Genomic DNA, 16,313 nt, shown 5'->3' with positions numbered 1-16,313 from the left:
CCGCGCTTCACTGACCTGGCCCCGCTGGCGTAGGCGGACGGACAGCGGCGCGGGGGCAGCCGCCCCCCGGACCTCTGGGCCCCCGCCCCCGCCCTTCACCGCCCCGGCCCCGCCTCGGGCAGCCGGCCCCGCGCACCGCACCCCGCCCCGAGCCCCGTATCCCGCCCGTGCGGCGCGCCCGTCCCGCATCATGGATCCATGCCCGAAGGAGACACCGTCTGGCAGACCGCGAAGCGACTGCACACCGCCCTCGCCGGGCGGGAACTCACGCGGTTCGATCTGCGGGTGCCCCGATTCGCCACGGCCGATCTCACCGGGCGGACCGTGGTGGAGGTCGCTCCGCGCGGCAAGCATCTGCTCACCCGGATCGAGGGCGGATTCACGCTCCACTCGCATCTGCGGATGGACGGGGCCTGGCGAGTGTTCCCGGCGGGCGGGCGCTGGCACGGCGGACCGGCCCACCAGATCCGGGCGGTGCTCGGGAACGCGTCCCATACCGCTGTCGGGTATCGCCTCCCGGTGCTGGAGCTGCTGCGCACCGAGGACGAGGCGACGGTGGTCGGTCATCTCGGTCCGGATCTGCTGGGCCCGGACTGGGACGCGCGCGCCGCGCTCGCCCGGCTGCTCGCCGATCCCGCCCGCCCGCTCGGCGAGGCCCTGCTCGATCAGCGGAATCTCGCCGGGATCGGCAATGTCTACAAGTCCGAGCTGGCGTTTCTCGCCCGGGTCACGCCCTGGCTGCCGGTCGGGGAGCTGCCCGAGGGTGTCCCGGAGCGGCTCCTCGTCACCGCGCACCGACTGCTGGAGGCGAACAAGAACACCTTCGACCGCCGGACCACAGCCCCCGGCCCCTCGCGCGACCGACTCCATGTCTACGGCCGCTCGGGCAGACCCTGCCCGCGCTGCGGCACCCCCGTTCGGAAGGACGACCCGTCCGCGCGCGCCGGGCGGCCGCGAAACGCGGGGCCGGCCGTCAGGACCGAAGCCCCGGCGGAGCCCGCGCCCCCCGCCCGGGCCGCTCCGGACGCGCGGGAGCACCCCGAGCGGGAGCGCCCCGCGCAGGAGCAGGCCGAGCGGGAGCGCCCCGGGCTGAGACGGTCCTCGCGGGAGCCGGGCGGCGGGGACGAGCGGATCAGCTACTGGTGCCCCGGCTGTCAGATCGGCCCCGGCCCCGCCGGTTGAGGGCCACGGGTTAGGCCAACAGTTGACGACCCGTCAGATCTGGTCGTACCGTCCCCGCATGCCCCTCACGGCGTACGACCTCGGCGGCCGGACCGCGTTCGTCACCGGTGCGGCGAGCGGCATCGGGCGCGCCTGCGCCGTACTGCTCGCCGAGGCGGGAGCCGCCGTCCACTGCGCCGATCTCGACGCTCGGGGGCTGAGCGCGACCCGGGAGCTGATCGCGGAGGCGGGCGGCACGGCGTACACACACCGTCTCGACGTGACCGACCGCTTCGAGGTAGCGGCCGCCGTGCGGAGAGCCGCCGAAGCGGCCGGCGCGGGCGGCGGACGGCTCGACGTCCTGGCCGCCGTCGCCGGAATCATGCACAGCGCCACCGCGCTGGAGACCAGGGACGAGGATCTGGAGCGCGTCTTCGCGGTGAACTTCAAGGGCGTGCTGTACGCCTGCCAGGAGGCGGCCCGAGCGATGATCGCGGCCGGCGCCCCCGGCTCGATCGTCACCATGGCCTCGGGGGCGGTGGACGCCGCCCGGCCCGGCCTGCTCTGCTACAGCGCGGCCAAGGCGGCGGTGGTGCAGCTGACCCGCACCCTCGCGACCGAATTGGGTCCGTACTCCATACGAGTGAACGCAGTCGCCCCCGGCTGGGTCCGTACCCCGATGACCGATCGCCACGACGCCGCGCTTCAGCAGCGGACGGAGGAGACGATGGCCCGGTTGTCCCCGCTGCGCCGGGTCGGCGAGCCGGAGGATGTCGCGCACACGGTGCTGCATCTGGCCTCGGACGCGTCGGCCTTCACGACGGGCCAGATCATCCGCCCGAACGGCGGCGCGACGATGCCCTGGTGACTCCGGCGCCCATCGCGTCCTTGGCCTCTCCGACCACTCCTTTGAGGTCCCCGACCACCCGCCGGACGCGTCCGCGCCCCCGGTGGGCCGTCACATGGACCGGCAGCAGACTCAGACCCCATCCGCCGGCCGCCACGGCGGCCTCGATCAGGCCGGAGCGCTCGGGGACGAACAGCAGTCTCAGCACGGCCCACCACCACATCACGCCCGCCACCACCAGCACGGCCGGCACCACGGCGAAGAGCCCCAGGGCGACCCCGCGACGTGCCATGGCTGCCTCCCTCCGGACCACGCTAGACCGGCGCGATCAGCCCAGGGAGGGCGCACCGGGTGCAGGCCCCGGCGCACGGAACACCGCGCGGACCGCGAATCTGCCCCCGAGCCGCTCCCTCACGGCCTCCGCCCGTCACCGCCGCGCCGAAGGGCGGTATGAGGTGGAGCGGTACGACGTTCCGGGAACTTTCCGCCCGCCCTCCGCGATCCCGCCGCCGGCGTTCGCGAACTTCAGCGATCGAACGGACTTCCGCGATGACATCCGAGGCCCGGCCGACCCACGTACTCCGCCCGGCGCGCACCGGCCCACGCGAAGGAGACCCGGTCGCCGCCCACCACGCCGACGCGGGCTCGGGCGCGGGCCGCGTCGCCCGGGAGCCCCCGGGGGCGGCGCGACGCCGCCCCGCGGGCTCCCGGCGCACCAGGGCGGCTAGGCGCTCTCGGCCTGGAACATCCACGCGTGCTTCTCGAGATCGGCCGTGAGCCCGATCAGGATGTCCTGGCTCACCGGGTCCGGGTCGCCGGTGACCGAGACGCGCTCCCGCATCCGTACGATCACCGCGTCCAGCGCGCGGACCAGCACCTGGACCGCGTCGCCGTCCTTGATCCAGCCCTCGGGCACGGCGCCGATGGCGCTCTGCGAGGCCACGGTCGCCGACCGGCCGTCCGGGGAGACTCCGATCGCCGAGCAGCGTTCGGCCACCGTGTCGGAGTGCAGCCTGGCGGTGTCCACGACCTCGTCGAGCTGAAGGTGTACGGACCGGAAGCGCGGGCCCACGACATTCCAGTGGACCTGCTTGGCGACGAGCGAGAGATCCACCAGATCCACGAGTGCGCCTCGCAGTGCCTCGCCGACCGTCTTCAGATCGGCATCGGACAACGGGCTCTTGACGACAGACATGCAAGTCCTCCACTCGGTTGTCGGTGATTTCCACCATGACATAGGCCTCCGAACCAGACATTCGGACGGCCCTCACCCGACCGAACCGGCTCAAATGGTCGCCTACCCGCCAACCCGCCGGACAAAAGTCCTGAATCTCACACCACAAAACCCCAGGCCCGCGCCCCACAAAAGCGCAGGCCGGCGCCCCGCGAACCCGCAGGCCAAGCGCAGGCCCGCACCCCGCGAACCCGCACCCCCACAGCCCCCCGACCCCACAGACCCCCGGCCCCCGCCCCGGCCCCTGGCCTCACCCCACACAGCGAAAACCCCGGTCCCCCACCCCCTCAGGGGCAGTGGCCGGGGCTCGGCTCACACCAACTTCGTACATCGGCGCCGATCGCCGTACGCACCCGCTCCGTACCGCGGCCGGCGCTCTGGAGCGCCGTAAGCGCACCGCCACAGCGACAGGCTGTGGTGATTACGCGGCGACGACGTCGACGGCTTCCGCCGGCGCCTTGATCGTCACCCGCTCCGTCGGCACACCCGCCACCGACGTCACGGAGACGGAGTTCAGCATCGACCGCACTGGTGCGGGCACCGGCTCGCCGGCCGCTGCCGACGCGGCCAGTTCGGCCAGCGACAGTTCATCGCTCACTTCCCGCATGAGCTCGGACATCCGTACGTCAAGCGCGTCGCAGATCGCGGAGAGCAGCTCGGAGGATGCCTCCTTCTGCCCCCGCTCCACCTCGGAGAGATAGCCGAGCGAAACTCGGGCGGACGAGGAGACTTCGCGCAGAGTACGGCCCTGGCGCTGGCGCTGCCGACGCAGCACGTCACCCAGCAGGCGACGGAGCAGAATCATCGGTGGCTCCCTCCTCGGACCGCGTAGCCGCATCCTTCACGCCCCACCGTACCGCCTCGCGCTGCGGCCGTGCGGGGAGCGATGTCGTGTTCACTCAGGGCTGCAAACATCAATTCCCCCCGTTCTGTTCCGTATCCTGTGCCCGCGTCGGCCCCAGGAGTTCATCCAGAAGCAGGCCGAGCACGCTCCGTACACTCTCTCTACGGATTTCCGCCCGGGTCCCGTTCAATCGCAGTGCGGCCGATTTCCCTGTCCCGTCCGGTCCGCAGACCGCGATGTGGACCGTCCCGGCCGGCTGTCCGTCCTGCGGGCCGGGCCCGGCGACACCCGTGGTGGCGATGCCCCAGCCGGCCCCCAGAACGGTGCGCACACCGGCCGCCATCTGCGAAGCGACCTCGGGATTCACCGCTCCGCGCTCCGCCAGGAGGGTTTCCTCGACACCCAGCACATCGTGCTTCAGCTCGGTCGTGTACGCCGTCACCGAACCGCGGAAGGCGTTCGACGCGCCCGGCACCGCCGTCAGCTCGGCGGCCACGAGACCACCCGTGAGCGACTCCGCCACGGCCACGGTCTCGCCACGCTCCGCAAGCATCCCGAGCACCCGGGCCGCCGTGGTCATCCCGCGCCCCCGACGGCGCCGCGCTCCTTGGCGAGTCCCCGGCGGCGCAGCATGATCGCTTGGCGCACATAGTCGAGGCCGGTGAGAAGGGTCAGCACGACGGCGAGGGCCATCACCCAGAAGCGGAGGGTGGCCAGCGGCCCGGTCAGCGCCAGGACGTACATGCCGACCGCGGTGCCCTGGGCGAGGGTCTTCAGCTTGCCGCCCCGGCTGGCGGGAATCACGCCGTGACGGATCACCCAGAACCGCATCAGCGTGATACCCAGCTCGCGGAAGAGAATCAGCCCGGTCACCCACCAGGGCAGATCGCCGAGCGACGACAGACAGATCAGCCCGGCGGCCATGATCGCCTTGTCGGCGATCGGGTCGGCGATCTTCCCGAAGTCCGTGACCAGGTTGTAGGTGCGCGCCAGATGTCCGTCGAAGATGTCCGTGATCATGGCGACGGCGAACGCCGCCCACGCCCAGGCGCGCCAGGCCGGATCGTATCCGCCGTCCTGGAGCATCAGCAGGACGAAGGCGGGCACCAGAACGAGCCGCACCATGGTGAGGATGTTGGCGATGTTCCACAGGCTGGCCTGATTGACGGCCGCAGCGCCCAGCTTGCCGCCGGGTGCGGGCCTACCGGTGCCGCCCCCCGCGGATGCCGGCACTCCGGTCATCTGGCCGCCTCCTCGCCCGGGATCCGCCGTCCGCCGCCCTGGGCCTCGGCGCCCTGAGCCTTGCCGCTCGGACCCTCGACGCCCGAAGCGCCGACGCCCGCAACACCGCCGCGTGAAGCGCCGACGCCCACAATGCCGCCGCCCGAAGCGCCGACGGCCGAACCGCCGCCGCCCGGAGTCCGGTGACCGTCGAGCACACCGGCCGGGACCGGACGGTCCACCGCGTCCCCGGCATCCCCGGTACGCCCCGCCGGAATGTCCCCCAGGTACTCGGCCAGCAGGTCGACCCCTTCGGACCCGATCGCCTTGGCCATGACCATACGGCCCGCGACCAGGCCCTCACGCGAGGTGAAGACGATCTGGCCGTCGGTCTCGGGCGCCTGGTGAGCGGCCCGGCCGACGGCTCCGTCCTCGCCGTCGACCGACTCGACCAGCACTTCCAGGCTCTCACCGAGTCGCTCCTCGGCACGCTGCGAGGTCAGCTCCTCGGCGAGCCGGGAGAGATGCGCCAGCCGCTCGGCGATGATCTCGTCGCTGAGTTTGCCCTGGTACGTGGCGGCCTCGGTGCCGTCCTCGTCGGAGTAGCCGAACACGCCGACGGCGTCGAGCCGGGCGTGGGTGAGGAAGCGTTCCAGCTCGGCGAAGTCGCTCTGGCTCTCACCGGGGAAGCCGACGATGAAGTTGGACCGCACTCCGGCCTGCGGGGCCTTGGAGCGGATGGTCTCCAGCAGGTCGAGGAAGCGGTCCGTGTCGCCGAAGCGGCGCATCGAGCGCAGCACGGCGGGCGCGGAGTGCTGGAAGGAGAGATCGAAGTACGGCGCGATCTTGGGGGTGGAGGTCAGCACGTCGATCAGTCCGGGCCGCATCTCGGCGGGCTGGAGGTAGCTGACGCGGATCCGCTCGATGCCGTCGACCGCCGCCAGCTCAGGCAGCAGGGTCTCCAGCAGGCGGATGTCGCCCAGGTCCTTGCCGTAGGAGGTGTTGTTCTCGGAGACGAGCATGACCTCCTTGACGCCCTGCTCGGCCAGCCAGCGGGTCTCGCCGAGCACATCGCTGGGGCGGCGGGAGATGAAGGAGCCGCGGAACGACGGGATGGCGCAGAAGGAGCAGCGCCGGTCGCAGCCGGAGGCGAGTTTGACGGAGGCGACCGGGCTGGTGCCGAGCCGGCGGCGGAGCGGCGCGCGCGGACCGGAGACCGGGGCGACGCCGTCCGGGAGGTCGGTGAGGTCGGCGAGGTCCACCAGCGGGACGTCCGCGGCGGGCTCGGCGGGCTCGCCGTGGCCGGGCAGCGCCACTCCGGAGGCCTTCTGCCGGTCGGCCGGGCTCAGCGGCAGCAGCTTGCGCCGGTCGCGCGGGGTGTGCGAGGCGTGGATCCCGCCGCTGAGGATGGTCTGGAGCCGGTCGGAGATGTCGGCGTAGTCGTCGAAGCCGAGGACGCCGTCGGCTTCGGGGAGGGCCTCGGCCAGCTCCTTGCCGTACCGCTCGGCCATGCAGCCGACGGCGACCACGGCCTGGGTTCTGCCGTGGTCCTTGAGGTCATTGGCTTCGAGGAGGGCGTCGACGGAGTCCTTCTTGGCGGCCTCGACGAAGCCGCAGGTGTTGACGACGGCGACGTCCGCGTCGGCGGCTTCCTCGACAAGCTCCCAGCCGTCCGCTGCCAAGCGGCCTGCGAGCTCCTCCGAGTCCACCTCGTTACGGGCGCAGCCAAGAGTGACAAGGGCGACGGTACGGCGTTCGGGCATGGGCTCAAGACTACTTTGTCCTGGCCCACGCCCCTGCCTCCAGGGCTCCCCCGTCCGCCGGGCGGGCGGTCTCAGCCGACCTGGGGATCACCCTCGGTGTACGAAAGGCGCTCGACCTGCCCGGGACGGAACTCGTCCTCGACCTTCTTTCCATTGACGTACAGCTCGATCGCCCCAGCGTTTCCGAGGATGAGGTCGATCCGCTCGTCGTCCTGGAAGGTCTTGGAATCGCCCTTCGCGAGGGTCCCGTCGAAGAGGAGCTTGCCGTTGTGGGACTTGGCGGAGATCCAGCTCTTGTCGTCGACGACGGAGAGCCGGACGGTGACCTTGCCCTTGGGCACGGCGGCGATGGCGCTGTCCGACGGGTCGGGCTTGGGGTCGGCGGGCTTGCGGCTGGGGGCCTTGGAGGGCTTCTCCTCGGCCGCGGGCCCCTCCGCCACCTGGTCGCTCCGGCCGCCGCCGTCCCCGCCGCCGACGAGGGTGAAGCCGACGAAGCCGATGACGACGACGATCGCGGCGACCATGGCGGCGGTCCAGTTGGGGCGGCGCGGCTCGGGCCGGATGCGCTCGGCCTCGAACAGCGGTGCGGCGGGGGTGGGCGCGGGCCGCCCGCCGTGCTCGGCGTCGTACTGCGCGACCAGCGCGGCGGGGTCGAGCCCCACGAACTGGGCGATCATCCGGATGTGCCCGCGCGCGTACACATCGCCGCCGCTGCGGGAGAAGTCGTCCTGCTCGATCGCGTGGATGATCGGGACCCGCACCCGGGTGGCGGCGCTGACCTCGTCGACGGTCAGGCCGGCGCCGACACGGGCCTGGTGGAGGACCTGCCCGATGGAAGGCCGGTCGTCCTCGGGGAAAGGCCGGTCGTCTTCGGGGGAGTTGCCGATGGACACGAGGGCGCCTTTCGAGCGTGTAACCACCTGCTGGAGGTTCAGTGTATGGCTGGTACGAAAGGGTGGGGCAACCGGGCGACCGGAGTTTGTACGCCATCGGTATGGCCGGTGGCCCTCCGGGGGACGGGGCGGTTTTCCCGCCCCTTCCTCCAACTTGACGTTCGACCGGGGGAAACGGTTGCCCGTGAAACCGCGCCCGAGCCGAACCCTTACGGGTGAGACTCTCCCCGGATCACGGCGAGCACTCCCTCCAGCTCCTCAGGTTTCACCAGAACGTCACGCGCCTTGGACCCCTCGCTCGGTCCGACGATGTTCCGCGACTCCATGAGATCCATCAGCCGTCCGGCCTTGGCGAAGCCGACGCGCAGCTTGCGCTGGAGCATCGACGTCGACCCGAACTGGGTCGATACCACGAGTTCGGCCGCCTGGCAGAGCAGATCAAGATCGTCGCCGATCTCCTCGTCGATCTCCTTCTTCCGCTGGGAGCCGACGACGACGTCCTCCCGGAAGACGGGGGCCATCTGGTCCTTGCAGTGCTGGACGACGACGGCGACCTCGTCCTCGGTGACGAAGGCGCCCTGCATCCGGGTCGGCTTGTTCGCGCCCATCGGCAGGAAGAGCCCGTCGCCCTTGCCGATCAGCTTCTCCGCGCCCGGCTGGTCGAGGATGACCCGGCTGTCGGCGAGCGAGGAGGTGGCGAAGGCGAGCCGGGAGGGCACGTTCGCCTTGATCAGACCGGTGACGACGTCGACGGACGGCCGCTGGGTGGCCAGCACCAGATGGATGCCGGCCGCGCGCGCGAGCTGGGTGATCCGGACGATGGCGTCCTCGACGTCTCTCGGGGCCACCATCATCAGATCCGCCAGCTCGTCCACGATGACCAGCAGATACGGATAGGGCTGAAGCTCCCGCCCGCTGCCCTCGGGCGGTTTGACCTTGCCGGAGCGGACCGCCTGGTTGAAGTCGTCGATGTGCCGGTATCCGTAGGCCGCGAGATCGTCGTACCGCAGATCCATCTCCCGGACGACCCACTGGAGCGCCTCGGCGGCCCGCTTGGGGTTGGTGATGATCGGCGTGATCAGGTGCGGAATGCCCTCGTAGGCGGTCAGCTCGACCCGCTTGGGGTCGACCAGCACCATCCGGACGTCCTCCGGAGTCGCTCGTATCATGACCGAGGTGATCAGGCAGTTGATGCAGGAGGACTTGCCGGAGCCGGTCGCTCCGGCGACCAGGATGTGCGGCATCTTCGCCAGGTTCGCCATCACATAGCCGCCCTCGACGTCCTTGCCGAGCGCGACCAGCATCGGATGGTCGTCCTCCGCCGCGTCGGCCAGCCGCAGCACATCGCCGAGGTTGACCATCTCGCGGTCGGTGTTGGGGATCTCGATGCCGACGGCGGACTTCCCCGGGATCGGCGAGATGATCCGCACATCGGGACTGGCGACGGCGTACGCGATGTTCTTGGTCAGCGCCGTGATCCGCTCGACCTTCACGGCCGGGCCCAGCTCCACCTCGTACCGGGTCACCGTCGGGCCCCGGGTGAAGCCGGTGACGGCCGCGTCGACCTTGAACTCCATGAACACATTGGTGAGCGAGGCGACGACGGCGTCGTTGGCGGCGCTGCGCGTCTTGCCGGGGCCGCCGCGCTCCAGCAGATCGAGCGAGGGCAGCGCGTAGGTGATGTCCCCCGACAGCTGGAGCTGCTCGGCCCGGGCCGGCAGCGGCTGCGCGTGCTCGGGCGCGGGCTTCGTCAGATCGGGTACGACGCCCCGGGCCGAGGGCTCGTCCGCCGCCCCGGACCGGTCGGCCGCGGGCTCGCCGGCCGCCGCCCCGGGCCGCTTGCGGGGCTCGCGCGCGGGCGGCACCGGCGAGGCGGCCCGCTGCCGGTCGGCGGTGACGTCCTTGGTCAGATCGGCGACCACCGGAGAGGGCGGCAGCCCGTTGTAGACCGCCCCGTCGAGCGCGGCCGCCGCGGCGGCCGCCACGTCCACGGCGTCCATGGGGCGCTCCCCCGGGGCCTGCCCGGAGGCCCTGCGCGGCTTGCGCCGCCGGGTGAGCGCCTCCTCCTCCGCCTGCTCGGGGGCGTACTCCCCGGGCGCTTCGCTCCGGCGCGCGGGCGCACGCCGTACGCGCCCCGGCACCGCCTCGCGCCACTGCTCCTCGTACCGCCGGTCGTCGTCCCCCTCCACCCGGTCCCGCTCGTCGTACGGCGGCGCGACCAGGCCCAGCCGGGAGCCGAGCAGCCGCAGCCGCTGCGGAATGGCGTTGACCGGGGTGGCCGTGACGACCAGCAGCCCGAAGACGGTGAGAAGCACGAGCAGCGGTACGGCGAGCACGGTGCCGACCATGAAGATCAGCGGAGTCGCGGCGGCCCAGCCGATCAGACCGCCCGCGTCCTGGAGCGCCTCGGTGTCGGCGCGCTCCGGCGAACCGCAGGCGATGTGCACCTGCCCGAGGACCCCGATGACCAGGGCGGAGAGCCCGATCACGATCCGGCCGTTCGCGTCGGGTTTCTCCGGGTGGAGGATCAGTCGGACGGCGATCACTCCGAGCAGTATGGGCACCAGCAGATCGAGCCTGCCGAACGCCGTGGTCACCAGCAACTCGACCAGGTCCCCGACCGGCCCGCGCAGATTGGACCAGGTCCCGGCCGCGACGATCAGGGCGACCCCGAGCAGCAGCAGGGCGACGCCGTCCTTGCGGTGCGCCGGATCGAGCCCCTTCGCGCCCCGCCCTATGCCCCGGAAGAGCGCGCCCACGGCATGGGCGACACCGAGCCAGCAGGCGCGGACGAAACGGTAGACGCCCCCGGTCGGCGACGGCGCCGGCCTGGGCGCGGGCCGCTTCGCCGCCGTCTTCTTCGGCGGAGCCTTCTTCGCGGGCGCGGCTTTGCGCGCGGGAGCGCGTTTCGCGGGCGCGGTCTTCTTGGCGGGGCTCTTGGCCGGTTTCCTCGCGGCCGCCGCGCCACCGCTCGTACGGCCGGTGCGCGGTTTCGCGGCGCCCGCCGTGTCCTCGGAACCCTTGCCGGACGTACGTGAGGCCATGGTGGTGAGGTTACCGGTGTCGGGGGCAGTGGACACGTGTGCCCACTGCTTCACCCGTTCGTGTCGCCCTGCCCGCACCACCGGGATGACGGGCTTTCAGCCGGCCGGCGAACCGCCCCGGCCGGACGGTCCCCCGGCCGTCAGCCGGGGGACTGCAGCGTCGGCGCACCGCCCGTGCCGGGCTCCAGCGCGTCCAGCGCCCGCCGCAGACCGGTGAGTTTGCGCTCCAGATGAGCGGCGGTGGCGACCGCGGCCGCGTCGGCCGACTCGTCGTCCAGCTGCTTGGAGAGCGCCTCCGCCTGCTCCTCGACAGCGGCGAGCCGCGCGGACAGCTCGGCGAGCAGCCCCGCCGACTCCCGGCCGGCGCTCCCCGCGCTCGGCTGGGCGCCCGCGCCGTTCTCCAGCTGGAGCCGCAGCAGCGCCGCCTGCTCACGCAATTGACAGTTCTTCATGTACAGCTCGACGAACACCGAGACCTTCGCCCGCAGCACCCACGGGTCGAACGGCTTGGAGATGTAGTCGACCGCACCCGCCGCATACCCCCGGAAGGTGTGGTGCGGGCCGTGATTGATCGCCGTGAGAAAGATGATCGGGATGTCCCGGGTCCGCTCCCGCCGCTTGATGTGCGCGGCGGTCTCGAATCCGTCCATGCCGGGCATCTGAACGTCCAGCAGAATGACCGCGAAGTCGTCCGTCAGCAGCGCCTTCAGCGCTTCCTCCCCTGACGATGCCCGCACCAGTGTCTGATCGAGCGCGGAGAGAATGGCCTCCAGCGCCAGCAGATTCTCCGGCCGGTCATCGACCAGGAGGATCTTGGCCTTCTGCACCATGCCCCGTCCTCCTCGCCCCGGCCTGGGGTCCCCCCGGCTCCCTCGAGCCGGGGTACGCCTTCGGCGCCGCCCCAGGGGACGACTTGCTTGCGTCGCCCAATGTTGTGCCGGTCATGGTAGCCGCACCCTGCCCGTCGCCACACCCTGTCACCAGGATGTCACTGCGCACATAGCAGAAACGCAGCAGGGGACCGGATGGTTCCCGTACGACGCTCTTTCATACCGCCGCCGGCCACGGTCAGTCAGCGACGGACACGGCCGGCGGCCCTCCCCGCTCACCTCTGGCGCATCCACTGCTCCATCACGGAGAGCAGATGATCGGGGTCGACGGGCTTGGTGACATAGTCCGAAGCCCCCGACTCGATCGCCTTCTCCCGGTCGCCCTTCATCGCCTTCGCGGTGAGCGCGATGATCGGCAGCCCGGCGAACTGCGGCATCCTGCGGATCGCCGTCGTCGTCGCGTAACCGTCCATCTCCGGCATCATGATGTCCATCAGCACGACCGTCACATCGTCGTGCTGCTCCAGCACCTCGATGCCCTCCCGGCCGTTCTCCGCGTACAGCACCGTCAGCCCGTTCTGCTCCAGCACCGAGGTGAGCGCGAAGACATTGCGGATGTCGTCGTCGACGATGAGCACCTTCTCCTGGTCGAAGCTGAAGGTGCGCCGCGGCTCCGGCGGCTCCGGGACCGCCGGGGCGTGACCGCTCCGCCCGGCCGCCGCAGCGGCGTGACCGCCCGAGGGCGGCAGCGCGGCCCGCTCCTCCGTGGCCCCGATCGCCTTGCGCCGCCGCCGGAAGAGCGTCGCGGACGGGGAGTGCGTCTCGATCGCATGACGCTCCGGCTGCGGAACACCGCGCTCCGGATCACTGGTGTCCGCCGCCGTGCCATGGCCGTTCGGCGGCAGCTCACTGGGGTGCAGCGGCAGATACAGCGTGAACGTCGAACCCCGGCCGGGCTCGCTGGCCGCGTGGATCTCACCGCCGAGCAGCCGCGCGATCTCCCGGCTGATCGACAGCCCGAGCCCCGTACCGCCGTACTTGCGGCTCGTCGTCCCGTCCGCCTGCTTGAACGCCTCGAAGATCACCCGCATCTTGCCCGCCGCGATCCCGATGCCCGTGTCCGTCACCGAGAAGGCGATCAGATCCGCGTCCGGGTCCCGCAGCGAACCGACCTCCAGCAGCTGCTCCCTGATCGACTGCGGCACATCCGCGCTCGCCGGACGGATCACCAGCTCCACCGCCCCCGAGTCGGTGAACTTCACCGCGTTGGACAGCAGATTGCGCAGCACCTGGAGCAGCCGCTGCTCGTCGGTGTGCAGGGTCGCGGGCAGCTCGGGCGAGACCCGTACGGAGAAGTCGAGCCCCTTCTCCGCGGTCAGCGGCCGGAAGGTGGCCTCCACATAGTCGACCAGCTGCACCAGCGCGATCCGGGTCGGACTCACATCCATCTTGCCCGCCTCGACCTTCGACAGATCGAGAATGTCGTTGATCAGCTGCAGCAGATCCGAACCCGCGCCGTGGATCGTCTCGGCGAACTCCACCTGCTTCGGCGAGAGATTGCCCTCCGCGTTGTCGGCGAGCAGCTTGGCGAGGATCAGCAGCGAGTTCAGCGGAGTGCGCAGCTCGTGCGACATGTTCGCCAGGAACTCGCTCTTGTAGCGCATCGAGACCGCGAGCTGCTCGGCGCGCTCCTCCAGCACCTGCCGGGCCTCCTCGATCTCGGTGTTCTTCACCTCGATGTCACGGTTCTGCTGGGCCAGCAGCTCGGCCTTCTCCTCCAGTTCGGCGTTGGAGGACTGGAGCGCCTTCTGCCGGTTCTCCAACTCGGCGGAGCGCTCCCGCAGCTGCTCGGTCAGCTCCTGCGACTGATGCAGCAGCACCTCGGTCTTGGTGTTGACGCTGATGGTGTTGACGCTCGTCGCGATCATCTCGGCGATCTGGTTCAGGAAGTCCCGCTGGATCTGGGTGAACGGCTGGAACGACGCCAGCTCGATCACCCCGAGGACCTTCCCCTCGAAGAGCACCGGCAGCACGATCACATACGCCGGCGACGCCTCCCCCAGCCCCGAGGAGATCTTCAGATACCCCGGCGGCACATTCACCTGGATCGTCCGCTTCTCCTCCGCCGCCGTCCCGATCAGCGTCTCGCCGGGCCGGAACGAGGTGGGCATCAGACCGGCCGAATAGCCGTAACTGGCCCTCATGACCAGCTCGTACGAGGAGTCCCCGCCGCCTCCGACGACATCCTGGCCGCCGGTCTGCATCGCCAGGAAGAAGGCCCCGTGCTGCGCGGAGACGACCGGCGTCAGCTCGCTCATGATCAGCGAGGCCACGTCGTCCAGATCGCGCCGGCCCTGCATCAGCCCGGAGATACGGGCCAGATTGCCCTTGAGCCAGTCCTGCTCCTCATTGGCGAGCGTGGTGTCACGGAGGTTGGCGATCATCGTATTGATGTTGTCCTGGAGGACCTGAATCTCGCCGGCCGCGTCCACATCGATCTTCAGATTGAGATCGCCCCTGGTCACGGCCGTGGCCACGGCGGCGATCGCCCGCACCTGACGGGTCAGATTCCCCGCCATCTCGTTCACGGACTCGGTGAGATCGCGCCAGGTGCCGTCCACGTCGCGCACCCGCGCCTGACCGCCCAACTGCCCGTCGGTGCCCACCTCACGGGCCACCCGGGTGACCTCTCCCGCGAACGACGACAGCTGGTCGACCATGGTGTTGATGGTGGTCTTCAGCTCCAGGATCTCGCCCCGGGCGTCGATGTCGATCTTCCGGGTGAGATCGCCCTTGGCGATGGCGGTGGTGACGGTCGCAATCTGCCGCACCTGACCGGTCAGATTGGACGCCATCGAGTTCACCGACTCGGTGAGGTCCTTCCAGGTCCCGGAGACCCCGGGCACATGGGCCTGACCGCCCAGCTCGCCCTCGGTGCCCACCTCACGGGCCACCCGGGTCACCTCGTCCGCGAACGAGGACAGCGTCGTCACCATCGTGTTGACGGTGTCCGCCAGCTCCGCGACCTCGCCGCGCGCCTCGACGGTGACCTTCTTCGTCAGATCGCCGCCCGCGACCGCCGCCGAGACCCGCGCGATATTGCGGACCTGGCTGGTCAGATTGTTGGCCATCAGATTGACGTTGTCGCTGAGGTCCTTCCAGATGCCCGTGACACCGCGCACCCGCGCCTGGCCGCCCAGGACGCCCTCGGTGCCCACCTCACGGGCCACCCGGGTCACCTCGTCCGCGAAGTCCAGCAGCTGGTCGACCATCGTGTTCACGGTCGTCACCAGTTCGAGGATCTCGCCCTTGGCGTCGACGGTGATCTTCTTCGAGAGGTCGCCCTTGGCGACCGCGGTGGTCACCTCGGCGATGTTCCGCACCTGCGAGGTGAGGTTGTTCGCCATGAAGTTGACGGACTGGGTCAGGTCCTTCCAGGTGCCCGAGACGCCCTGCACCTCCGCCTGGCCGCCCAGGATGCCCTCGGTGCCCACCTCGCGCGCGACCCTGGTGACCTGCTCCGCGAAGTTGGAGAGCTGGTCGACCATCGTGTTGAGCGTGTTCTTCAGCTCCTGGATCTCGCCCCGCGCGTCCACGTCGATCTTCTGCGACAGATCGCCGCGCGCCACCGCCGTGGCGACCTGCGCGATATTGCGGACCTGCGAGGTCAGATTCCCCGCCATGCCGTTCACGGAGTCCGTCAGATCACGCCACACGCCGGCCACACCCGGCACCTGCGCCTGGCCGCCGAGCCGCCCGTCCGTGCCCACCTCGCGGGCCACCCGGGTCACCTGATCGGCGAAGGCGGAGAGCTGGTCGACCATCGTGTTGATGGTGTTCTTCAGTTCGAGGATCTCGCCCCGCGCGTCCACGTCGATCTTCTGCGACAGATCGCCGCGCGCCACCGCCGTCGTCACCTGCGCGATCTGGCGCACCTGCGACGTCAGATTCCCCGCCATGAAGTTGACGGAGTCCGTCAGCTCCTTCCAGGTGCCGCTGACGCCGTCGACGCGCGCCTGACCGCCGAGCCGCCCCTCCGTGCCCACGTCCCGCGCCATCCGGGTGACCTGGTCGGCGAAGGACGACAGCTGCGCCACCATCGTGTTGACGGTGTTCTTCAGCTCCAGCATCTCCCCGGCCACATCCACCGTGACCTTCTGCGACAGATCGCCGTTCGCGACCGCCGTCGTCACCTGCGCGATGTCCCGCACCTGGCCGGTGAGATTGCGGAAGGCCGTGTTCACCGAGTCGGTGAGGTCCTTCCAGGTGTTCGCGGCGCCCGGCACATGCGCCTGACCGCCGAGCCGGCCCTCGACGCCGACCTCGCGGGCCACCCGCGTCACCTCGGAACCGAAGGACTGCAGCTGGTCCACCATCGTATTGACGGTGTTCTTCAGCTCCAGCATCTCCCCGGCCACATCCACCGTGACCTTCTGCGACAGATCGCCGTTCGCGACCGCCGTCGTCACCTGCGCG

General features: G+C 70.7%; 11 protein-coding genes and 1 pseudogene. 2 read left to right on the top strand and 10 right to left on the bottom strand.

Annotation, left to right across the window (positions count from 1 at the left end; genetic code table 11):
• Positions 1–198 precede the first annotated feature (198 nt).
• Entirely contained in the window at positions 199–1,182 is a 984-nt protein-coding gene (locus ACF089_RS16025; RefSeq protein ID WP_392026503.1) for a DNA-formamidopyrimidine glycosylase family protein, read from the top strand.
• A 58-nt stretch (positions 1,183–1,240) separates the two neighbouring features.
• Entirely contained in the window at positions 1,241–2,029 is a 789-nt protein-coding gene (locus ACF089_RS16020; RefSeq protein ID WP_392026502.1) for an SDR family NAD(P)-dependent oxidoreductase, read from the top strand.
• Here ACF089_RS16020 and ACF089_RS16015 read toward each other — a convergent pair.
• From ACF089_RS16015 to ACF089_RS15970, 10 genes and pseudogenes are all read right to left on the bottom strand, one after another.
• Complete coding sequence (locus ACF089_RS16015) at positions 1,992–2,300, bottom strand: hypothetical protein (RefSeq protein ID WP_392026501.1); 309 nt, start codon at positions 2,298–2,300, stop codon at positions 1,992–1,994. The genes ACF089_RS16020 and ACF089_RS16015 overlap by 38 nt on opposite strands.
• 432 nt (positions 2,301–2,732) lie before the next feature.
• Entirely contained in the window at positions 2,733–3,203 is a 471-nt protein-coding gene (locus ACF089_RS16010; RefSeq protein ID WP_392026499.1) for a Dps family protein, read from the bottom strand.
• A 460-nt stretch (positions 3,204–3,663) separates the two neighbouring features.
• Entirely contained in the window at positions 3,664–4,047 is a 384-nt protein-coding gene (locus tag ACF089_RS16005) for a helix-turn-helix domain-containing protein (protein WP_392026497.1), read from the bottom strand.
• Positions 4,048–4,156: 109 nt separating this feature from the next.
• Entirely contained in the window at positions 4,157–4,666 is a 510-nt protein-coding gene (locus tag ACF089_RS16000) for a CinA family protein (RefSeq protein ID WP_392026496.1), read from the bottom strand.
• On the bottom strand, positions 4,663–5,328 hold the full coding sequence (gene pgsA, locus ACF089_RS15995) for a CDP-diacylglycerol--glycerol-3-phosphate 3-phosphatidyltransferase (RefSeq protein WP_392026494.1): 666 nt from the start codon (positions 5,326–5,328) through the stop codon (positions 4,663–4,665). Before pgsA ends, ACF089_RS16000 begins: the two co-directional genes overlap by 4 nt.
• A gap of 266 nt (positions 5,329–5,594) precedes the next feature.
• Positions 5,595–7,070 (bottom strand): annotated as a pseudogene (rimO, locus tag ACF089_RS15990) (30S ribosomal protein S12 methylthiotransferase RimO); the annotation flags it as partial.
• Positions 7,071–7,141: 71 nt separating this feature from the next.
• A complete protein-coding gene (locus ACF089_RS15985; RefSeq protein ID WP_392026492.1) occupies positions 7,142–7,963 on the bottom strand; it encodes a helix-turn-helix domain-containing protein in 822 nt (273 codons plus the stop codon).
• A 209-nt stretch (positions 7,964–8,172) separates the two neighbouring features.
• Positions 8,173–11,007, bottom strand: a complete 2,835-nt coding sequence (locus ACF089_RS15980) for a DNA translocase FtsK (RefSeq protein ID WP_392026490.1) — start codon at positions 11,005–11,007, stop codon at positions 8,173–8,175.
• A gap of 140 nt (positions 11,008–11,147) precedes the next feature.
• Positions 11,148–11,837 carry a two-component system response regulator gene (locus ACF089_RS15975; RefSeq protein ID WP_392026489.1) on the bottom strand — a complete coding sequence of 230 codons (690 nt, stop codon included), beginning with the start codon at positions 11,835–11,837 and terminating at the stop codon, positions 11,148–11,150.
• A gap of 275 nt (positions 11,838–12,112) precedes the next feature.
• Positions 12,113–16,313: HAMP domain-containing protein (locus ACF089_RS15970; RefSeq protein ID WP_392026487.1), on the bottom strand; the 4,201-nt coding region annotated here is incomplete at its 5' end.

Origin of the sequence: Streptomyces sp. NPDC014894 (assembly GCF_043080985.1) — a bacterium.
Lineage (GTDB): Bacteria > Actinomycetota > Actinomycetes > Streptomycetales > Streptomycetaceae > Streptomyces.
The sequence above is the reverse complement of the archived record's forward strand: the minus strand, read 5'-3'. Positions and strand labels throughout refer to the sequence as shown.